Source organism: Flavobacterium sp. B183, assembly GCF_023539155.1.
In the GTDB taxonomy this organism is placed as follows: Bacteria; Bacteroidota; Bacteroidia; order Flavobacteriales; family Flavobacteriaceae; genus Flavobacterium; species Flavobacterium tructae.
The window spans coordinates 3519797-3541074 of sequence record NZ_CP097434.1; the positions used below are offsets into that span (position 1 = coordinate 3519797).

Here is a 21278-nt window from a genome sequence, read left to right on the forward strand (position 1 = left end):
TTATAGATCTAATAAATAAGCAAAAATTAATGGAGCCACAATTGTAGCATCCGACTCTATAATAAATTTAGGGGTTTTGATGTCTAGTTTTCCCCAGGTGATTTTCTCGTTCGGAACTGCTCCCGAGTACGAACCATAACTGGTTGTTGAGTCTGAGATTTGGCAGAAATAACTCCAAAATGGAACATCGTGCATTTCCATATCCTGATACAACATTGGTACTACGCAAATAGGGAAATCTCCTGCGATACCACCACCAATTTGGAAGAATCCAATTCCGTTAGCGCTGTTTTTTGGATACCAATCTGCAAGGAAAGTCATGTATTCAATTCCTGATTTCATGGTAGAGGCTTTTAAATCGCCTTTGATTACATAGGAAGCAAAGATATTTCCCATTGTACTGTCTTCCCATCCCGGAACTATGATAGGTAAATTTTTCTCTGCAGCGGCATACATCCAGCTGTCTTTTAAATCAATTTCGTAGTATTCTTCTAAAACACCTGATAACAGCATTTTATACATGAATTCATGTGGGAAATAACGTTCTCCTTTATCATCAGCCTCTTTCCAGATTTTGTAGATGTGTTTTTGCAAACGACGGAATGCTTCATGCTCAGGAATACAAGTATCAGTAACACGGTTTAATCCTCTTTCCAATAAAGCCCATTCGTCTTCCGGTGTTAAATCACGATAGTTTGGCACTCTTTCGTAGTGAGAGTGTGCTACTAAATTCATGATGTCTTCTTCTAGATTGGCTCCAGTACAAGAAATAATTTGTACTTTATCTTGTCTAATAATTTCGGCAAAAATTTTACCAATTTCTGCTGTACTCATAGCGCCAGCCATACTTACCATCATTTTAGCTCCATTAGCCAATTGTTGTTCGTATGCTTTTGCAGCATCTACTAAAGCGGCAGAGTTGAAGTGTAAATAATGTTTTTCAATAAACTGACTGATTGGTCCTTTCATTTGTTCTTGTTTTTTTATTTTTTTTGAATTAAAAGTTTAACCTTTTAGTTTATACTGCAAATTAATAATTTTATATTTATTAACATTTATTTAGCAGTATTTTTTTTTTAAACCTTTTTAGTATATCCTAAAATCTTCAATACATCGTCAGAAGTTTGTTGTTCAGAGAAAACTTCTGTAGCCAGAATGCCATTTTCGTCACGATCTATTAATATATGTTTAGGCTGTGGAATCAGACAGTGGTGTAAACCGCCATATCCCCCAATAGTTTCCTGATACGCACCAGTATTAAAGAAACCAATGTATAGTGGCTTTTCTTTGTTGTATTTAGGCAAATAAATAGCGTTCATATTTTGCTCTGAGTTGTAATAATCGTCACTATCACAAGTCAGACCGCCTAATAAAACCCGCTCGTAAGTATCATTCCAGCGGTTTACCGCCAACATGATAAAACGTTTGTTTATTGCCCAAGTATCCGGCAAAGTGGTAATGAATGACGAATCAATCATGTTCCATTTCTCTCTGTCATTTTGTTGTTTTTGATACAAAATCTGATAGATCGCGCCACCGCTTTCACCTACTGTAAATGATCCAAATTCTGTAAAGATGTTGGGTACATCTACTTCGGCTTCATCACATGCAATTTTAATCTGATTGATAATTTCATCAATCATATATTGATAATCGTATTCGAATGCAAGAGAGTTTTTAATCGGGAAACCACCTCCAATGTTTAATCCGTCAAGAGTAGGGCATTCCCTTTTAAGGGCAATGTATACTTTGATACATTTTACCAACTCGTTCCAGTAATAAGAGGTATCGTTTATTCCGGTATTGATGAAAAAGTGAAGCATTTTTAACTCCAGTTTATCATTCTCCTGAATTTGTTTTTTGTAGAACGAAACGATGTTTTTATATCCAATTCCTAATCTTGAAGTATAGAACTCAAATTTAGGCTCTTCTTCGGCAGCAATACGAATTCCAATTTTGAATTTCCCTTTGATTTCAGCCTGAAGTAAATCCAACTCTTCGTAGTTGTCAATAATCGGAATTGTGTTTTTATGTCCGTTATTAATCAATCTTGCGATATTACTAATGTATTCGTCTCTTTTAAATCCATTACAGATTACATAAGTACTTTTGTTGATTTTACCATTTTCTAATAAATTCTCAACAATATTTACGTCAAAAGCTGAAGAGGTTTCAATGTGAATGTTATTTTTGAAAGCTTCGTTCATAATGTATTCAAAATGAGAGCTTTTTGTGCAATAACAGTAGTAGTACTTTGCGTCGTACTTATTTTTCTCCATTGATTTTCTGAACCAGGCTTTTGCCTTATTAATGTTCTCTGAAATCTGAGGCAGATAAGTAAACTTTAGAGGAGTTCCGTATTGTTCTACCAATTTCATCAAATCGATGTTGTGAAATTGTAGATTGTCTTTGTTTAATTTGAATTCTTCCTGAGGAAAATAGTATGTTTGATTGATAAGGTCAGAATATTTTGTATTCATTTATTTTTTAATATTTAGGATGTGATATTTAATTTAGATGACGAAAATTCAATCTAAAATTCAAACCCTAATATTAGCAAATATAATTTCCAGCTTTTCGTGTTCTGCTTTCGAGCACAAAAAGACATCAAAACAAAATGGACTTTTACTATTATAAAAACGGTTCAACATTCTTAATAAAGAACTGTTGAGGCGGTTTCTGTAAGAGTTAAAATGTCTTTGTTTACTGTTCGTTTTCATCGTGGCAAATGTAAAAAATAATATATACCTAAAGCAAAGCTTTTTTATTAAAAAAAGTTTAAGATTTATAATCCTGAAACGCGTCTAGAATTAATTTATTTTCAACCGATTGGTTAATTTTTATTTTTCCGATTCCTTCGATTAAGGCAAATTGAATTAATCCGTACTCATTTTTTTTGTCGTGAATCAGCAATTCGAGGATCGGATCGATGTCGTTTTCTTCGATCTTTACGTCTTCGTAAATGCTCTTAATTGCGGTTTTAATTTCGGTATATTCTGCTGCTGAAATTAAGTTTTTGTGCAGTGAAATATAACTTTCCAGTATCATTCCGATCGCAATGGCTTCACCGTGTAATAATGTCGTTTTTGTTTCACTTTCTAAAAAGTAACCTTCAATGGCATGCCCTAAGGTGTGTCCGAAATTAAGGGCTTTACGGATGTTCTTTTCGGTTGGATCCTGAATGACAATGTCATTTTTTATCTCTACAGAACGGTAAATTAATTCGTCAAAATCAGCGTAATCAATTGAATTTAAATCTAAAAACTGCTTCCAGTAAGCGGAATCGTAAATCAATCCGTGTTTTAACATTTCGGCAAGACCGGAACGCATTTCGTTTTGTGGCAGCGTTTCAAGATATTGTGTATCAATTAATACCATTTGAGGTACGTTAATTACACCAATTTGGTTTTTTAAATTTCCTAAATCTACTCCGGTTTTTCCTCCAACAGAAGCATCAACCATAGATAATAAGGTAGTAGGGATATTGATAAAATCTACTCCGCGCTTAAAAGTCGAAGCGACAAAGCCTCCCAAATCAGTTACAACACCACCGCCAAGATTAATGACAAGTGATTTTCTGTCGGCACCAAGTTCTGTCAGGACTTTCCATACTTCAATACAGGTTTCAATATTTTTATTGATTTCTCCTGCTTCAAATTCAATGATCTCAATGGTCAGATCTGTTTCTAATAAAGGCAAAAACTTTGGTAAACAATACTCATTGGTTTGATTATCAACTATAATAAACACGTTTGAATATTTACTTTCTTTTAAGTGATGGTTTAAAGCTTCGTATGCATTTTGGTTAAAATGCACCAGATAATTATTGGCCTGAATAGATTGCATATCTCTGTCGTTGAATTGAAACCGCAAAATAAGGCATTTTTAACTAAATAATATTCAAAGTTTTGTTCTAATTTGTATTAAAACGAATCATTCTATATAAGGTTTTAAGGTGTTTGTCTGTAATTTTCTTTCAAAAAGATTGTTATGAGGCAAACTCTTGTGTTGCAAGCTGTAAAAATATAACAATGTTGTTAATGATATTGAAAAATAGGGTAGTGATTATTGACGAATATTCAAAACTCTATCTATATTTGCATAAAAAACTGACCTTAATGGAAAAAATATTTGATAACACTCAGGTTGCATTTTCGCTAAAAAGTGATACGGAACTTGACAGAGCTTATTTTCTTTTTAAAATGATCGACAGCCAGCCTTTGGTGAGGATAGGAACCGCTGTTACTAATTTTGCTATTAAAGCGCATCTTCCGGTAGAAGGATTGATCCGTGCAACTGTTTTTGACCATTTTTGTGGTGGTGTAAACGAAGACGATTGTATTACAGTGGTAGACAAAATGTTTACTAAAGGTGTTTCATCAGTGTTGGATTATTCAGTTGAAGGAAAAGAAGAGGAAGAGCAGTTTGATGCTGCTTTAGAAATGACTTTAAAAACCATTGAATTTGCAAAAGAACGTCTGGCGATTCCGTTTGCAGTATTTAAACCAACCGGTTTTGGACGTTTCGAATTATATGAAAAATTAGGAGAGAAACAAACGCTTTCTCCAACAGAACAAGCGGAGTGGGATAGAGTAGTAGCCCGTTTTGACCATGTTTGTGCTGAAGCTCACAGAAAAGATGTGGCTTTGCTAATTGACGGAGAAGAAAGTTGGATGCAGGATGCGGCTGATGATTTGGTTACCGACATGATGCGTAAATACAATAAAGAAAAAGCGATTGTTTTCAATACTTTGCAAATGTACCGTTGGGATCGTTTGGATTATTTGAAAAAACTGCATGAAGTGGCTAAGAATGAAGGTTTCTTTATAGGAATGAAGATCGTTCGTGGTGCTTATATGGAGAAAGAAAACAAACGTGCGGAAGAGAAAAATTACGTTTCTCCAATTTGTGTTTCTAAAGAAGCTACAGATATTAATTATGATGCTGCTATACGTTATATGGCAGAGCATTTGGAAAGCATGTCCATTTTTGCAGGGACTCACAATGAATTGAGTTCTTATAAATTGATGGATATCATGCAGGAAAAAGGAATTGCGAAAAACGATACTAAAATCTGGTTTGGACAGTTGTACGGAATGAGTGATAATATCAGTTACAATTTAGCAGAGAACGGCTATAATGTTGCGAAGTATTTACCTTTCGGACCAGTAAAAGATGTTATGCCTTACCTGATTCGTCGTGCAGAAGAGAATACTTCAGTTGCAGGTCAAACCAGCCGCGAATTATCAATGATTAAAGCAGAACGCAAAAGAAGAAAAGGAAAATAAATTAAAGTAAAATTCCAATATAAAAAATCCCAAATTCCAATTGTTACGATTGGGATTTGGGATTTTTTATTCATTTGATTTATGTAGTAAATCTGATAGGTTTTTAAAGCCTGTCAGGATTTGGGTATTAAATTAAAACGAAACCTGGCATTGCAAAACGACCATTCCTAATCGGTCACTTTGTTTGTAAGAACCTGTAAGGCTTTTGTTATAAACGGCTCTGTTTTGATAGTTTAAACTGAATTTTGGTCCCAAAGTGCCTGTAGTGTAATAATTTACACCTAACTCATACATCGCCATTGGAGTGTCTAATGCTTCTAAGTCTGCAATTTGTGTGGCAGCATAAGGCTGGAAACGGCCTTTTTTGGATTCGTTATCTGATTTTCCAAAAAGGTATCCTAACTGAGCGTAATATATATTTCCGGTTCCTACGCCAATAAATCCGGCACCTGAGCCGTTTATCAGAGAATTGTCTCCTATAGCGGGATTGGGTGTGTTAACAGACTGGATGTAATTTTTTCCGTAATTATTATTGTTGAAAGCCGCGTAAGCAGTTATAGCAGCACCTTTACTGTTAATCGGACTGTCGTAAAAAACATCAAAACCCAGTATTCTCATATCGTCGTATGCGATAGTTGCATCAGGAGTTAAATGCCACATGGCTTTGGCTTGAGTCATATAACCTAGTGCGATATTAAGGATTTTCTTTGTTCCTAAATACGTTCCTTTGTGGTAGGCATCTTCAAGTGACTCTTTGTCGTAGAAAGAGTAGGTTAAGATTCCCGCATATTGTGCTCTTGGTGTTTGTGTGTTTACCGAAGAATTGATTCCCAGATTGTCAGTTGTATTTCGGTATGGATTGGTAATAGCGGCACGATAATTAAATTTGCCCAGATCACCTTTGGCATAAATACTAAGATTTCGGTTTCCGAATGTCGATGAAATATTAGTAAACTGCTGGTACATGGGCGTATCCAGAGTAAGATGTGAGGAAGAACTATTTGCAGAATAACGAGTTGTTCCGGCTCCCCAGGCTGTTAATCCACCGCCAATATGAAGTTTTTTGCTAAAATGATATTCTCCTAAAGCATCCATAACTGAAAGCGGTGCATTTGAAGGTCCGTTGTTTTGTGTGAAATTGATATTGTTTTGTCCCAGCTGAAGATGAAAGAAAATATTCTCGGTCAGCATTCCCATTGCCTGCAAACGCAAACGTCTGATGACGATATCGTAGGTATCACTAACTTCATTTGTACCAATTTTACTTCCTTCGTTCAATTCGGCATATCTTCCCCAAACCTGAAGGTTCATTCCAAATTTGATGTATTGTGATCCGTCTTTGGAAATATTAACCACATTAAAAGGTTTTTCCTGAGCAAGAACATTGATAGTATTTACAACAATAAATAATAAAATTAAAACAATTCTTAAATGTGGCATTTCTTTGGTTTAAGGTTAGTTAATACTGCTTACATTCTGATTAGGAGTTACTGAATTGAAGGTTACTTAAGTTTTTATAAGTTCCGTTCTCTAGGTTGATTAATTCCTGATGTGTACCTTCTTCAGTAATTCTTCCATGATCTAAAACCAGAATTTTATCGGCATTTCTAATAGTCGAAAGTCGGTGTGCGATAATGATGCTTGTTCTTCCTTCCATTAAAACTTCCAATGCTTCCTGAACCAGTTTTTCACTCTCACTATCTAAAGAGGATGTTGCTTCATCTAATATTAAGATACTTGGGTTTTTAAGCAATGCTCTTGCGATTGCAATACGCTGACGCTGTCCGCCCGATAATTTTACACCACGTTCTCCTACCAGGGTTTCAAATTTTTCAGGGAAACCTTCCACAAAGTTAAAAGCATTGGCTTGTTTTGCCGCGGCTATAATTTCTTCATTGGTAGCATCCGGTTTTCCGTAAGCAATGTTTTCTCTAATAGTTCCGCCAAACAGAATAACATCCTGAGGAACGATACTCATATTTCCGCGAAGCTCTTCTAAATCGTAGTCATAGATACTTTTTCCATCAACGATAATATCACCTGATGTTCTGTCGTAAAAGCGTAAAAGGAGCGAGGAAATAGTCGATTTTCCGGCACCACTAGGCCCGACAATCGCAATTTTCTGACCAAATCCGGCAGTGAAATTTACATCTTTTAACACCTCAGCTTCTTTTCTGGAAGGATAACTGAAAGCAACATTTTTGAAGGAAAGATTTCCTTTGATTTTTTCAATTGGGGTAGTTCTTGTTTTGGCATTGATATCCTCCGGAGTTTCTTCTAGTAATTCAAAAACACGTTCCGTTGCTCCAACTGCTTTTTGGATTTGCGCATACATTTCGGCAATTCCGCCAAAAGAAGCACCGATAAAAGTGGTGTAAAGTACAAAAGAAATTAAATCTCCTACACCTTCCACTTCGCCTTTAATGGTTAAGGTGATTCCGTACCAAACCACAGCAACCACACAGCCAAAAAGACAAAGAATGATAAAAGAAGCGAAGTAACCTCTGTATTGACCACCTTTAATAGCGATTTTTACAATTTCTTTGATTTTATTTTTATAACGCTGAATTTCGTACCATTCGTTCGCAAAAGCCTTTACATTGCTTATTCCTTGCAGTGTTTCTTCTACAATTACTTGACTTTCGGCTACTTTATCCTGTGTTTTCTTTCCGTATTTGCGAATAAATCTTCCAAAAACAACTGCCGCTACAGCAACAACAGGTACAATGGCCAACATCATTAAAGTTAACTTTGGACTGATGTTACCTAAAATAACAAATCCGCCAATAATTAGGATCAACTGACGTAAAAATTCAGCAATGGTCGTAGTGAAAGTGTCTTGTAGTTGTGAAATATCAGCGCTGATTCGGCTGTTTAGTTCTCCAACACGTTTTTGAGAATAAAATGACATCGGTAATTTTACTAAGTTTTCATACAAAGCAAAACGGATGTTTGAAAGTGAATTTTCGGTAAAATTTACAAAAAGCGAAATTCTGAAAAAAGAGAAAATAGCTTGCAGTGTAAGGATCACCATAAGTCCAACTGCAATTTCATTGGCTCTGTTGAGATTTTTATTGGTAACGCAATCCACGAGCATACCCATTAATTTCGGAAAGGCCAGGGCAGTGGCGCTGGTTAATAAGAGAAAAATCAATCCCAGAAAGAATTTCCATTTGTGATTTTTACCGTATTTAAAAATTCGTAGTGCTTTTTGAAGTGAATTAGAGTCTAATTTAGCTTTAGGTAAATCGTTTTCTTGATATCTAGGCATTTGAGTATACTATTAAGGTATGCAAATGTATGATTATAGCCAGTGAATACAAAAGAATATTCGAAATTAGGCTTTGAGATTTCGTTTTTTAACTAAATGGCAAAAAATGATGAAAAATATTTTTGTTTTAAAAGATTGATAAATAGATTACTAAAAATTATTTCGCAAAATGATGTAATTTTTCTTCAAAATAAGCTTGTAAATACAAAATCTAGTCGTAAGTTTGCACTCGCAATCACAAACGATAGCAACCTAGTAAAATAGGGCGATTAGCTCAGCTGGTTCAGAGCACCTCGTTTACACCGAGGGGGTCGGGGGTTCGAACCCCTCATCGCCCACCAATAATACCACCTTCAAAGTCAGTTGATTTTGTAGGTTTTTTATTTTGTAGTTTTTTATGGAATTAATCCTGGAAAAGCAGAATTAAAATGGATCAGGTTCAAGAGTTGGGGATTAAGCAAAAAGATTAGATAATCTGAACAAGAAAAAATCTATATACGACTTTAGAGAAACTAAGAATTTTATCGATAGTCTATCTTTTATGTAATTTACTTAGTTTTCTTTTCTCAATTCCTATAATGTCAAATTCAAAGTAATCTTCATGTTCGTTCATTTCATGAGGCTGTTCATTACTGATCTTATCAATTGTTTCTCCATCAAAAGTTATGGTTTCCGCAAAAGAATCATCAGTTACTAGGATACAATTATCATGCAAGTAAAAAAAAGGAAAATCCAAAGACTCGTCAATGATATTTTTTTTAGTTGTTTTGTTTTGAAATCTATAATTCCCCATTGATAGGTACATCTAAAGAAAATAAGATCAGTGTTCTTGAAGTAAACGAAATTAAACTCACTTAATTCATCGTTAGCTTGATTGAGGGCGAACTTTACTGTTAGTTTTTTTTTTAGGGTTTTCTTTAGTTTCGAAATCTACGTAGGAAAACTTTAGTTCAACTGAACTATCACATGGTACTAGAATGTCAAATTTTTCAGATTTTTGAGCAATAGTATAATTTCTAATAGTTAATTCCATTTACAGATAGTTATTTTAAGTTTACGACTAAATTAATTTAAAATAGTGTTTTTAAAGCTGAAATTAGTTATATTGTTTAAACAAAATAGAAGGTGTTATTTTGCTATAAAGTGAATATAGACTTAGTTTGGTTCTTTATCGAGAAGGTCTGTAAAGTAATTAATTTGCATTTCCTGTAAATTTGTAATGTCATGCAAATAAAAACAAAATAACTCATTCAAATTTTTGAAGATAATAAAGAAGAATAAAAACACCACATAAATGGAAATATTAGTAATAATGGGGCCTCCGTACTCAGGGAAAGGTACTCAATGTGAAATTTTAAAAGAAGAACTTAAGTTCAAGCATATTTCAACTGGAGACCGATGTCGCCTGGAAAAACAGAATAAAACAGAGATTGGAAAAATAATGTCTCAATATGAGGAAAAAGGAGACTTAGTGCCTGATTCCATTATGAAAGATCTTTTTAGTAAAATTCTGGATGAAAACAGTTCAGCTAAAGGGATTATTTTGGATGGTTATCCGAGAACTGAACCTCAGGTTAACGATTTGATGGAACTTGTTGCATCCAAGAATATGGAAATAGATAAGGTAATTAATATAGAAGTTCCAAAAGAAGAACTTTTAAAAAGAGCACAAAAAAGAGCCGAAACGTCTAATCGAAAAGACGATAAAGATGTTGAAATTCATCTGAAGAGAATTAAAGTTTTTGAAACTTTGACCCGGCCTGCAATCGAATATATGAAGTCTAAAATTAAAGTTTTGACTTTTGATGGCCTAGGAGCAATTGACGAAATAACAGAACGAATAAAAAATAGTTTATAAAAGGTATTGACTATGAAGCGAGTAGGTGTATTGAGTTAAAATTAGTTGATTTTTTTTTCGAAAAATGCTTGCAAATACAAAATCTAGCTGTATATTTGCACTCGCAATCACGAAATGATAGCAACCTAATAAAATAGGGCGATTAGCTCAGCTGGTTCAGAGCACCTCGTTTACACCGAGGGGGTCGGGGGTTCGAACCCCTCATCGCCCACCACTTTTTAAGACACCTTCAAAATCATTTGATTTTGGAGGTTTTTTGTTTTATGGGACCTCTATTAAGGTGTTGTCAGGGATTTATGAAGCGAAAGCAAGAACAATTCCAAATTAGTTTTTATTCATATCACTTTGATTTTCATTAAAATCCGTTATAGAATTATGCTTGAAATAGTATCTAAATCAAGTAATTTAGAGGAGAAAAATATAGTTTATAAATCTAAAAAATAATAATATGAGTGCACATAATAACGCAAAAAAGGGTGATATAGCAGATTTCGTTTTACTTCCTGGTGATCCAAAAAGAGCAAAGCTGATAGCGGAAACGTTTTTAACAGACGTTATATGCTATAATGAGGTTAGAGGAATGTTAGGATATACCGGTTTTTATAATGGTAAGAGAATTAGTGTACAGGGCACAGGTATGGGGATGCCATCAATTTCTATCTATATTACAGAATTAATCGAAGAGTATGGTGTAGAGACGTTGGTGAGAGTGGGGTCTTGTGGTTCTATCCAGGATGATGTAAATATGATGGATATTGTTTTAGCCATGAGTGCGTGCACAGATTCCGGGATGAATAAATTTAAATTTAACGGCAATGATTTTGCTCCGACGGCGAATTTTGAATTATTAAAAAAGGCCTATGATATTGCAGAGCAAAATAAGATAAAAGCTCATACAGGGTCAGTATTGACATCTGATTTTTTCTATACTGAAAGCCATTTAGGCGATCCTTTTTTAAATTGGAAAACCTACGGCGTTTTGGCTGTTGACATGGAAACAGCTGCGTTGTATTCTATAGCTGCTAAATATAGAAAAAAGGCTTTGGCTATTTTAACGGTATCGGATCATATTCTTAAAAAGGAGGCTCTATCAGCAGATGACAGACAAAATTCTTTTAAAGAAATGATAGAATTCGCATTGCAGTTAGCCTAAACAGATCGAAAAAAATAAAAGAATTGAAATAGCTTAATATATAGGTTTTATTTTAATTCATCATCTTCCATCAAGAAACTCCTTAAGACATTAAGGAGTTTTTTTATGCCCGATTTTTTTTGAAACCATTTAGCAATAAGAATCATTTTTACTCCTAAAAGTATAAAATTGGAGTCCGTTATTATAAATCCGGAACGTTTTAAGATGCAATGAGTATAGTTTTGAGCAATATTTTAAAACCATTAAAATCCAAGTTTATGAAGAGAGTTTTTCTTTTAGTCTTATTTGCATTAGTATCCAATTTATCTTTTTCGCAATCAGAACAATCTTTAATTCAGAATTGCATTCAAAACTATATTGAGGGTACATCTTACAATCAGCCTGACAGTATTAGTAAGGCTTTTTATTCTGAAGCCAGTCTTTTTTTAAGTCACAAAGACAAACCCTTATGGATCGTTCCGGCTTCGGAATATGTCGCCTGGTTTCAAAAAGGTAAGAAAGGTGAATTTAACGGTCGCGTAGGCAGAGTTGTTTCTGTGGAATTTTTTAATGATATTGCTATTGCAAAGGCTGAAATTATCATTGCAGAAAAAAAACAAGAATTTATGGATATGTTTTTGCTGAAAAAAATTCAGGGCGAATGGAAAATAATCAGCAAAGCGGCCAGCAGTAAAGCAACTAATAAATCTGGAAAAAGGATTTTATTTATTGTTTCTAACGCACATTATTACGGAAATTCTACCATTTCAACAGGTAATAGTTTCGCTGAGATCGTAAATGCTTATGATACTTTTATTCGTGCAGGTTATACTGTCGATTTTGTGAGTCCAAAGGGTGGCAGTATTCCTTTGGCTTATATTAATACCTCTGACAATTTACAAAAGCAATACTTATATGATCAGGATTTTATGTACGCCATAAAACATACCGTAAGTCCTAAAGAAATTGATTATAAAAACTATAAAGCTGTTCATTATATCGGCGGTGGAAGTGCTATGTATGATGTTCCTGAAAGTTTAGATATTCAACGTATTGCGATGCAAGTGTACGAAGATAATAATGGCATTATTTCTTCGGTATGTCACGGAACAGCTGGTATTGTTAACCTGAAAACTAAAAATGGTAAATTCTTAGTGAATGGAAAAAAAATAAGCGGTTATCCTGACTCTTTCGAAAAACAAGATGGCGAATATTTTAAGCACTTTCCATTTTTAATTCAGAAGACAATAGAAGAAAGGGGGGGAGATTTTAAATTTTCAAAGAGAAATGAATCTTATGTGGAACAAGATGGCCGTATCATTACAGGACAAAATTTTCAATCCTCAAATGGTGTTGCCTTAAAAATTATTGAATGGATGGAGAAAAACAAATAAGAGGATTTATCAACGGTCAGCACAGACATTTAAGGAAAGAATATCAAGTTCTAAATCCATCAAAATACGATTTACTTATGCTTTTCGAATAACCATTTTGGAATCTCTTCGGTTAGTAAAAACGGAATCACAATGTTGTTATGATTTAAATTATTCAAAGTGGTAAAAGTCAAATTCTTGTTAGAGGATAATTTTGCAAACAATTCAACACTTCCAATATAAGGATTGTCATCGTCTTTTTTTCCATGAATAAGCCAGATGTTCTTCTGGCTTAATTTTTTGAGATTGGAAAAATCAGGAACTGCTGCTACGGAAACCATACCGGCAAATTTGTCTGGAGCGATATTGAGTAGATTTTGCGCAGTCGATCCCCCCATAGAATATCCAATTAAGTAAATCTTGTTTTTATCGATGTTTGGGTATTCTTTTTCGATATTTTGAATTAATTCGAGTAAGGCAAAAACAGTTGCAGAAGGTTTTGAAATTTGAATTCCATCACTATTCTTTTCATAATTTGAAGAACGCTCGCTGAATTGTGGTGCGATTACATAACATTGATATTTAGTGTAAATTTCAGGTCTCAGCCAAATTTTCGCGAATGGTTCCAGCTGGTTTTCATTATCATTTCCAATTCGGGTAGAGTTGTGGAAAGTAATGACCAAAGGGTATTTTTGGCGATTGCTATTATCCTTTGGCGTTAGAAATCTGTAAGGAATTTGTACATTATCTTTAGTAAATATTCTTTTTAGGAAGCTATCGGTATCGAGACTGTTCAGTGCTTTTCGGTTATTTACGAAAGTTAGACTATCAACGGTGGTTTCCCGGAACTCTTTTCTTTGTGCAAAGGAGAAGTTTATACTTAAAGTCAAAAAAAGTATTGTGAGAATTTGTTTTGAATTTCTTTTACGCATAAGGTTTTTATAAATTTGAGTTTTAATTCAACAGATTACTTCCTCTAATAATTTTTCTAATTTCCTGTTCAAAATAATAAGCAATACTAAAATTTTCAAATGCTTGATTTTCCATAACAATAACGCTGGTTTTGGTTTTTGGATAGTATAAATTGACCGCTGTAAATCCTTCACTGGGATGAAAACCTGTATGTCCGATTTCCATAATATTGGTTTTATCATTTATTCGCAATCCATAACCATAACCAATTGGTTTATCACCTAAAAGCGGATGTGTATTGGTGATTGAATAAGCAATCATCATTTTATAAGTAGTTGGTTTTAATAGTTTACCTGAGTGCAGACATTCATTCCATTTTGCTAAGTCAGGAACCGAAACAATTAAATGACTGCCAAAATAATTATGAATATCAAAATTTAATTGTTCGTTCAGTTTAATACTACCCTCCTTTTTTACGGAGTGCCCTTTTGTTAAAAATGTATTGTTTGTCTCATTGGGGTAGTAACTGTTGGTCATCCCACACTTTTTAAACAAGGCAGTTACTAACTCTTCAAAACTTTTATGACTTTGTTTTTCCAAAACTTGTCCCGCTACATAATAGCCAATATTAGAATAATTAAAAGCAGCTCCCGGAGTAAATTTAAGAGGTTTGTCTATGTCTTCACTGCTTAATCCCGAAGTATTGTTGAGCAATTGATTAACAGTGATGGTATCTGCCCACGAATATTTTAATTCCGGTAAATATTTGCGAATAGGGGTTTCTAAATTGATTGTTCCTTTTTCTACTTCTTGTAAGATAAGTGTAGCCGTAATTTGTTTGGCAATTGACATTGTTGAAAATTTATCAGAAATTTTCAGTTCTGTTTTCTTGTTGAAATCAGAATAACCATGTGCTTTTGCATATTTTATTTTTCCGTTTTGTTTAATAACAACAACTCCGTTAAAATTTCTTGGGTTTGTGGTTTGTATTAGACTGTCAATTTTTGAAGAAAAGTCGTCTTTTTGTTGTGCGTAATTGTTGCAGCTAATAAAAAGTACTAAAAAGAGGATTTTGAAGAGTGTAAAAGTTTGGTTCATTAAATTGTTTATTAGTGGATATCAATAGACTTTTCCCTGAGCGAATGTAAGAATTATTAGAGTAAATGATTTGGTTGATTTGAAAAATAAACTTTAAATGTTTCTCGTCATTGTTTGGCTGAAATTTTCTTTAAACCATGGGAGAAATGGCTTGTATACAGGTTTGTTAGAACTATAAAAGTATCCTTAATTCCTTAAGAAGTTTTTTTAGCTGTTATTTCTGGAATATTGATCTAGCAGTGAAAATTGTTTCTATATTAGTACCGTAATAATTTTAAGCATTTATCAAGCATGGAATCACTTAAAACGCAATTTCGTCTTGATAAAAAAAATCAGTTCATTTAACCCCAAATCTAAAAATGAAAAAAAATATAATTACTCTTTTATTTGCATGTGCCGTTACCAATATGTTTGGACAAGTACCAACCGTTTCAGCACCGGTTAAAATGGAAGCTGCAGGTAATATTAATGATAAGGTTACTCATAAAGTGCTAAAACCGTTGGCGAAAGTTGCATTGGATAAAGAGTCGATATTGATTTACGATTACGACGGTTCTCTTTTTTCCTTCAATTTAGAGTCCGAAAAAATGAACTGGACCGTAAAAGCAACAGATTCCTTTACGGAGTTGTGTGCAAATGCTATCACATTACAGGACGGAGTAGTGTATGTTCCTTTTATTAACGGAGAAATTTTTGCCATTGATAATCAGAGTGGTGCTGTTTTTTGGAAATCAAGACTGGGGAATAGCACAGATCAGATCATCCTGAAAAATCAGATTCCGGTTATAAATGAGGGAAAATTATTCGTAACCTCCCAAAACGGGAACCTTTATGCACTTGATATAAAGACTGGTGGTTTATTATGGAATCATAAACTGGATGTTGAAAATAATGAAAGTCCGGTTCTTTTATTCAATAACAAAGTTTTTATTCAAAGCGGAACTTCTGTTTATAGTTTTGAAGCCAATACAGGAAAACTTCTTGTTCAAAAGAGCTTTGAAGAAGCCATGCGCGGAAAACTGGTAACCGATGGAGAAAATATATTTACCGCAAATGAAAAAAATGTAGTTTTTGCTCTAAATCCTGATAAATTAGATGTTTTGTGGCAGTTTAAATTGGAGGAAACTCAGAACAATATTAAGGAACGTATATTTTGCAAAGACAAGAAGCTATATTTCGCCGCACAAGGACCCGAAGTTTCTTCGATATACGCTGTAGATTCAAAAACAGGAACTGAAATTTGGAAAAGGGATTTTAAAGGCGATAATGTTGAGTATATGGTCGAAGAAAGTGATAATATTTGGGGCTACACTCGTAAAAGTAAGCTTTTTCAATTGGACATTACAAATGGTGAAATTGCATTTGAATACAAATTATCAACGAGACCTATTTCAAATCTTGAATTCTTGGGTGATGATTACTTTTTTTATTATTCTGATGCGGCTTTGATTCAGTTTGAATATAAAACCAAAGACGAAAACGAAGTCTATTTGCGAACCTCAATTAAAGATGATGTGTATAGTGCATTTTTAAAATTGATTCGATAAGCAAAAAAACGCATCAGTTTTCTTCAGGTTTTATTCTGTGTCGCTTTATTCAGGGAGTGATAAGTTGTTTATTATTACTATTTCGGACTTATTTACCTGAAGGTGAAGAGCGTTGTGTAAGCTGATTCGTTTTTTTGCCATACATTTCTATGTCATAATTCTTTGATACACCATAATCGTTATAATGGTTATAAAAATAATCTGTATCGTAAGTATGATTTTGTTTTTTTGTCTTCGCTCTTTAGTAGCTTGCTTAAAAATTTTAAAGTAACCGGCATTTTTTTATGTCTCTTCATGGCTTTGGAAATTAAGTTTGATAAAAGTAAACGGATTTACTTTTTGTGTTTTTATGCAAATGATGTGCCGTAAAAAGCATTTTCTAATTAATTATTTGATTTTTAGCTTCCTATTCCTTTAGATTTTTCAGGAATAAAAAGGAAATAGTATCAAAATGATAGTGTAATCGTATCAAAATGATAAGGTCGTGGTATTTCCTACAAGTGCTTTTGGTTGTAAATCAGGGATTAACATTTTTATTGTTCGTATGGACTAGTTGTTGGTGCTTTCGCAAAGAACCTCAATCTTAAAAAATATGTTAACTCAACTAATAGTTTCACTTGGTATTCTTCTTACTGTTATTTTGCTGTCGGTCATCGTAGGTCGGGAAATGAAAAAGATATATGCAAATGAAAAAAGCATAACAGACTTCATTAATCCATTAGACCGATTGATATACCGGTTTTGTAAAATTGACCCCACGGTTCAAATGAATTGGAAAACATATTTAAAAGTATTGTTATCTGTGCAGTTCATATGGTTCCTCTGGGGATTTGTTATTTTATTGCTCCAGGGAAAACTATTTTTAAACCCGGCTGGTATCGACAGTATGGAGTGGACATTGGCGTTAAATTCGACAATTAGTTTTTTGACCAGTACCAACTTGCAGCACTATTCAGAAGAGACAGGAGCGAGTTATTTTGCACAGGTAGGCGTGTTTATGCTTTTACAGTTTTTAAGTGCGGCCACAAGTCTTTGTGCGGGTGTAGCAATAGTCAGGGGACTTGCTGCTCAATCGATACAAGGATTAGGAAATTTTTATAGCGATTTTGTAAAATCATCTACTCGTATACTGTTGCCGTTAAGTATAATTACCGCAACTTTTTTTTTGTTTAACGGCGTGCCAATGACATTTGACGAGCCTGAGAAAATTTCCTCGGCTGAAGGCAGGGAGGTAGTGGTGTCAACAGGACCTGTAGCAGCTTTTCTTCCGATCAAAGAATTAGGATCTAATGGCGGTGGCTTTTTTGGAACCAACTGTGCGCATCCATTTGAAAATCCTAACTTTTTTACCTATATCATTCATACCATTATCGTTTGGCTTTTGCCGATGTCTTTTATCATTTTCGTAGGCAGGTATCTCAACAATAAAAAATTTTCAAGAATGCTTTTGGGAGTGATGTTGATGGGGTTTGTTGTAACTTGTATTCCCTTAATCTGTGGTGAAATGTCCGGTAATCCCAAACTTAGCGCAATGGGAATCGACTCATCACCAGCCAATATGGAGGGTAAAGAGGTGCGTTTTGGAACGTATTATTCCTCTTTTTACAGCGCGGTTAATATGATAATCCCGGCTGGTACCATAACAGGTATGCACGATAGTTATATGCCGTTGTCTTCGATAGGGATGTTTATAGGAATGCAGGTAGATGCGTTTTTTGGAGGGCTGGGTACCGGATGGATCAATATGTTTATTTACCTGATTATAGCCACTTTTATCGGTTCACTGATGGTAGGAAGAACTCCTGAGTTGTTTGGTAGGAAAATCTCGATTAAGGAAGTTCAGGTAGCAGTTTTGGTAAACCTTTGCGCTTTGGCGATTCCGTTACTTTTTTCCGCAATTGCAGTTCATGTTTATTTGTATGTTCCGGAAGCTGTTGAGTGGCTGAGTAACACAGGACCACACGGTTTTACCACCATAGTTTATGAGTATGTGTCTTCGATGGCGGGAAACGGAAGTGGGTTTGAAGGTCTGGCTGATAACACTCCTTTCTGGAATTTAACCACCTCAGTTACGATGCTGGCCGGTCGCTTTATTCCGATGATTGGAGCATTTTTAATCATTGGTTATTTAAGTGCTAAAAAAGCCGTAGTTCCTTCGCTGGGCACTTTGAGAGTTGATTCGGGTATTTTTGGAACCTTATTATTTATGGTCATTATGATTTTAACTGTGATGTCCATGTTTATTGTTTTTGCATTAGGACCTGTACAGGAACATTTGCTAATGATTTAGTAGTAGTGTAATTTTTGTATTAATATAAGACATAGAAGCATACTTGTTTCTAATCAGTTAATTGAAAGAAAAAACAAGTATGCTTTCTTTTTTATAGGATTTCAAATTTTATATTACATCCAATGTGTTTTGTAGGTTATTTCTTTATGGTTCAACTATTCGAGAGAAGGCGATGAATTGCCAAAATTTAATCCCCAATTTACTCCAAAAAGCGCCAGAAGGTTATCTTCTTTTTGAAAGTCCTTTCCAAATGCTCCTGTGATACTTATGTTTTTATCTATCCTAAAACTTATATTACCTACAGATCTTTCGCTTTTTACAGTTCCGTTTCGTTTGATGTATTCATATCCTAAGGTAAATTTTCCAAATTCAAAACTTAATTTACTCCCGAAATCTCTATAATAATTAGTGGTATAAACATTAGTAGAATCCATATTAAAACCATCTTCGATATATCGGCCAATAAACAGAAGATTTGCATAGTTATTGGTAGAACTTTCTTCATCATCCTCATTTAAAATCAGATTAAATTCCCCGGTTAGCCATGATCCGAAACGGTTAATTGTTCCGCCATTTATAGAATTGTCCTTGAAAAGTTCACTATAAGCTGCAGCTGCATCCAGTTTGAAAATTGGTTTGATTATCTTTTCAAAAGGTTTTAAGCGATCTCTTACTTTTTGTTCTTCTAAAAAGAATTTTTCTATAGCTTTTTGTTGTTCTTTTTCATCTACTATTTGAAGTATTTCCTCGGGAATCATTAATGCTTTATCTGTTAATACACGTTGAATATTTTGTTTCGTTTCATATATTTTTTCTTTATCAAAAAAGCGTAACAATGTTGTTCTTGCCCCTATAGAAAAGGTCTGGCGTTTGTTGTCTCCTGCAATAGTTTCAAAATCCTTTTTTAAATAGGCAAAAGAAAGAGTAGTTGTATTTAATCCGCTAAAAGGATTTTGTTTTAAGTTGCCTGTTGCCTTATCTTTCATAACACCTATGTATCTGTCGTAGGTCCTTTTTTTACTTTTGGTATTAATAAAAAAGTAGGGAGTTACTTCTATAGCCATACTTTCACCAAAATTGTTCTGTACATGTAATGCTAATGCTTTTACATTCTCAGGAGTGTATATATCTGTTACTGTCTCTTCTAGCAATTGAAATGCAGGGCTGGTCAAGTTAGACATAGGAAACTCACTTAATGGAACATTTTTTTCCTGTGCACTGCTGTTCCAAATGTTTCCTATTATTATAATTATTAGTAAGTAATAGTTTTTCATAACTTTATTGTTTTGTAAATTGAACGTATGCAAATGCTATAAAAAGCTGATTGTATATTTTCCTTTTTTTGACAGTTAGCTTCTGCGTTTGGTCACCATAAGAAACTTCAATATCTAATCGGGTAGTTGCCATTATTTGGTCAATATTTTGATCGACATGAAATAATGATTGCACGGTCATTTTTTCATTCTGCAGTGTTGAAAGATCTCCCAGAATTACTGAAAATTGATTGTCTGGGTAAGTGGTTACCTCACCTTTTAAACGAATAGCAGCACCAACAATTGCATCAGAACTTATCGCTACATTTAGTGTAACCTGAACCCCTTGAGGGATTTTTACTGTTTCCATAATATTTAAGTTTTAGTTATTTATAAAAGTAACTAGTCAGGATCTTCTGAAATCAAGTATATATACCTGATTTAGGGATCAAAAGGAACTTTTACGGGTATTGTTTTACTTATGAAAATTGAGATTAAAAATAAATAAAGAAGTTTAGTCAGTAAACATGTATCTGTAATTGGTACCATTGGATAGACCTTCGGAAAAAGTTTAAAATTTTGGTAACGCATTGATTATTATTAAAATTTCATTTTTTTATTCAGAATTACGCTATTGTAAAAGATAGTTATATATTTGCGCCAGATTTTGGTCTGTTTTTTCTTAAGAAAAAATGGTTAAAAGGGAATCAGGTGCAAATCCTGAACAGACCCGCTACTGTAAGTTCTATACAAGTCTTTAAACGTTACTAATGCCATTGTCCCGCGTGCGGGATGAGAAGGTTGTTTTAAAGATGGAACAAGTCAGGAGACCTGCCACAATCACATAGTTTAAGACTTTCGTGGAATAAAGTTGAAGAACAATAAACGAAACCTGTCATTTTTATGACGGGATTCTTCCTTATTGCGTTTTTAATTTATACATCCCGGAGTTTTCTTAATTCAATAAGTGATGTATAATACAAAAAGAGAATTCTTATTTATTGTTATCGTTTTTGCTTCTATTCTGCTTCAGTCGGGAGTGTTGTGTAGTTGCTTTTTCTCTCTGAGAGTATCACTTCTGAAAAGGAAATCACTGTTGAATCGGTATTTTCCGAATGCATTATCTGGCGGTGTCTTCCCTTATTTTAATTCTGTTCCAATAAAAAATCAGCACAATTCCAAGGGCTTTTGGCGATGCGGGATTGTGTTCGCTTACAAAGATAACATTGCGCTCTGTTGAAGACTTTAATTGAAAC

General features: G+C 34.1%; 16 protein-coding genes, 2 tRNA genes and 1 riboswitch. Of the genes, 8 read left to right on the plus strand and 10 right to left on the minus strand.

The annotated features are described in order from the left end of the window. From M4I44_RS14905 to aroB, 3 genes are all read right to left on the minus strand, one after another. The gene (locus M4I44_RS14905; protein WP_017498535.1) at positions 1-969 is read right to left on the minus strand and encodes a deoxyhypusine synthase family protein; all 969 of its coding nucleotides are present in this window, start codon (positions 967-969) and stop codon (positions 1-3) included. A 107-nt stretch (positions 970-1076) separates the two neighbouring features. Further along, positions 1077-2480: an arginine decarboxylase gene (locus M4I44_RS14910; protein WP_070908026.1), complete on the minus strand. Its 1404-nt coding sequence runs from the start codon at positions 2478-2480 to the stop codon at positions 1077-1079. 298 nt (positions 2481-2778) lie between these two features. After that, positions 2779-3846: a 3-dehydroquinate synthase gene (gene aroB, locus M4I44_RS14915; RefSeq protein ID WP_249965195.1), complete on the minus strand. Its 1068-nt coding sequence runs from the start codon at positions 3844-3846 to the stop codon at positions 2779-2781. A gap of 272 nt (positions 3847-4118) precedes the next feature. Here aroB and M4I44_RS14920 point away from each other — a divergent pair, with 272 nt between their 5' ends. After that, the gene (locus M4I44_RS14920) at positions 4119-5288 is read left to right on the plus strand and encodes a proline dehydrogenase family protein (RefSeq protein ID WP_249965196.1); all 1170 of its coding nucleotides are present in this window, start codon (positions 4119-4121) and stop codon (positions 5286-5288) included. A gap of 132 nt (positions 5289-5420) precedes the next feature. Here the strand turns inward: M4I44_RS14920 and M4I44_RS14925 are convergent, their stop codons facing one another. Beyond that, a complete protein-coding gene (locus M4I44_RS14925; protein ID WP_249965197.1) occupies positions 5421-6728 on the minus strand; it encodes an OprO/OprP family phosphate-selective porin in 1308 nt (435 codons plus the stop codon). Positions 6729-6768: 40 nt separating this feature from the next. Beyond that, entirely contained in the window at positions 6769-8559 is a 1791-nt protein-coding gene (locus M4I44_RS14930) for an ABC transporter ATP-binding protein (protein WP_249965198.1), read from the minus strand. Between the two features lie 263 nt (positions 8560-8822). Between M4I44_RS14930 and M4I44_RS14935 the strand changes: the two genes are divergently transcribed. Continuing rightward, positions 8823-8900: transfer RNA gene (locus M4I44_RS14935), tRNA-Val, on the plus strand. Between the two features lie 191 nt (positions 8901-9091). Here M4I44_RS14935 and M4I44_RS14940 read toward each other — a convergent pair. Further along, positions 9092-9352, minus strand: a complete 261-nt coding sequence (locus M4I44_RS14940; protein WP_249965199.1) for a hypothetical protein — start codon at positions 9350-9352, stop codon at positions 9092-9094. A gap of 501 nt (positions 9353-9853) precedes the next feature. Here M4I44_RS14940 and M4I44_RS14945 point away from each other — a divergent pair. The 4 genes from M4I44_RS14945 to M4I44_RS14960 all read left to right on the plus strand — a co-directional run bounded on the left by M4I44_RS14945 (position 9854) and on the right by M4I44_RS14960 (position 12943). Then, positions 9854-10417, plus strand: a complete 564-nt coding sequence (locus M4I44_RS14945; protein WP_089077567.1) for a nucleoside monophosphate kinase — start codon at positions 9854-9856, stop codon at positions 10415-10417. A 136-nt stretch (positions 10418-10553) separates the two neighbouring features. Beyond that, positions 10554-10631 (plus strand) — tRNA-Val (locus M4I44_RS14950). Between the two features lie 234 nt (positions 10632-10865). After that, positions 10866-11570: a purine-nucleoside phosphorylase gene (deoD, locus tag M4I44_RS14955; protein ID WP_249965200.1), complete on the plus strand. Its 705-nt coding sequence runs from the start codon at positions 10866-10868 to the stop codon at positions 11568-11570. A gap of 257 nt (positions 11571-11827) precedes the next feature. After that, the gene (locus M4I44_RS14960; RefSeq protein ID WP_249965201.1) at positions 11828-12943 is read left to right on the plus strand and encodes a nuclear transport factor 2 family protein; all 1116 of its coding nucleotides are present in this window, start codon (positions 11828-11830) and stop codon (positions 12941-12943) included. 71 nt (positions 12944-13014) lie between these two features. On the opposite strand, the gene M4I44_RS14965 is transcribed toward M4I44_RS14960, so the two are convergent. Both M4I44_RS14965 and M4I44_RS14970 read right to left on the minus strand, forming a co-directional pair. Further along, complete coding sequence (locus M4I44_RS14965) at positions 13015-13812, minus strand: alpha/beta fold hydrolase (protein ID WP_249965202.1); 798 nt, start codon at positions 13810-13812, stop codon at positions 13015-13017. Between the two features lie 64 nt (positions 13813-13876). Then, positions 13877-14932, minus strand: a complete 1056-nt coding sequence (locus tag M4I44_RS14970; RefSeq protein WP_249965203.1) for a serine hydrolase — start codon at positions 14930-14932, stop codon at positions 13877-13879. Positions 14933-15291: 359 nt separating this feature from the next. Between M4I44_RS14970 and M4I44_RS14975 the strand changes: the two genes are divergently transcribed. Together M4I44_RS14975 and kdpA are read left to right on the plus strand one after the other, a co-directional pair. Next, entirely contained in the window at positions 15292-16479 is a 1188-nt protein-coding gene (locus M4I44_RS14975; protein ID WP_249965204.1) for a PQQ-binding-like beta-propeller repeat protein, read from the plus strand. 592 nt (positions 16480-17071) lie between these two features. Next, positions 17072-18769, plus strand: coding sequence for a potassium-transporting ATPase subunit KdpA (gene kdpA, locus M4I44_RS14980; protein WP_249965205.1), 1698 nt, complete (start codon positions 17072-17074; stop codon positions 18767-18769). Between the two features lie 155 nt (positions 18770-18924). Here kdpA and M4I44_RS14985 read toward each other — a convergent pair whose 3' ends face one another. Both M4I44_RS14985 and M4I44_RS14990 read right to left on the minus strand, forming a co-directional pair. Beyond that, entirely contained in the window at positions 18925-20043 is a 1119-nt protein-coding gene (locus tag M4I44_RS14985; RefSeq protein ID WP_249965206.1) for a hypothetical protein, read from the minus strand. A gap of 4 nt (positions 20044-20047) precedes the next feature. Then, positions 20048-20392 (minus strand): hypothetical protein, encoded by a 345-nt coding sequence (locus M4I44_RS14990; protein ID WP_017498262.1) that lies wholly within the window; start codon positions 20390-20392, stop codon positions 20048-20050. A 281-nt stretch (positions 20393-20673) separates the two neighbouring features. After that, positions 20674-20876, plus strand: a riboswitch (cobalamin riboswitch). The last annotated feature ends 402 nt before the right edge of the window (positions 20877-21278 follow it).

Coding starts and splice junctions, on each gene's coding strand:
- kdpA (WP_249965205.1), top strand. CDS start 17,072: ATGTTAACTCAACTAATAGTTTCACTTGGTATTCTTCTTACTGTTATT.
- M4I44_RS14905 (WP_017498535.1), bottom strand. CDS start 969: ATGAAAGGACCAATCAGTCAGTTTATTGAAAAACATTATTTACACTTC.
- M4I44_RS14960 (WP_249965201.1), top strand. CDS start 11,828: ATGAAGAGAGTTTTTCTTTTAGTCTTATTTGCATTAGTATCCAATTTA.
- M4I44_RS14910 (WP_070908026.1), bottom strand. CDS start 2,480: ATGAATACAAAATATTCTGACCTTATCAATCAAACATACTATTTTCCT.
- M4I44_RS14985 (WP_249965206.1), bottom strand. CDS start 20,043: ATGAAAAACTATTACTTACTAATAATTATAATAATAGGAAACATTTGG.
- M4I44_RS14945 (WP_089077567.1), top strand. CDS start 9,854: ATGGAAATATTAGTAATAATGGGGCCTCCGTACTCAGGGAAAGGTACT.
- M4I44_RS14990 (WP_017498262.1), bottom strand. CDS start 20,392: ATGGAAACAGTAAAAATCCCTCAAGGGGTTCAGGTTACACTAAATGTA.
- M4I44_RS14925 (WP_249965197.1), bottom strand. CDS start 6,728: ATGCCACATTTAAGAATTGTTTTAATTTTATTATTTATTGTTGTAAAT.
- M4I44_RS14920 (WP_249965196.1), top strand. CDS start 4,119: ATGGAAAAAATATTTGATAACACTCAGGTTGCATTTTCGCTAAAAAGT.
- M4I44_RS14975 (WP_249965204.1), top strand. CDS start 15,292: ATGAAAAAAAATATAATTACTCTTTTATTTGCATGTGCCGTTACCAAT.
- aroB (WP_249965195.1), bottom strand. CDS start 3,846: ATGCAATCTATTCAGGCCAATAATTATCTGGTGCATTTTAACCAAAAT.
- M4I44_RS14940 (WP_249965199.1), bottom strand. CDS start 9,352: ATGGGGAATTATAGATTTCAAAACAAAACAACTAAAAAAAATATCATT.
- deoD (WP_249965200.1), top strand. CDS start 10,866: ATGAGTGCACATAATAACGCAAAAAAGGGTGATATAGCAGATTTCGTT.
- M4I44_RS14930 (WP_249965198.1), bottom strand. CDS start 8,559: ATGCCTAGATATCAAGAAAACGATTTACCTAAAGCTAAATTAGACTCT.
- M4I44_RS14970 (WP_249965203.1), bottom strand. CDS start 14,932: ATGAACCAAACTTTTACACTCTTCAAAATCCTCTTTTTAGTACTTTTT.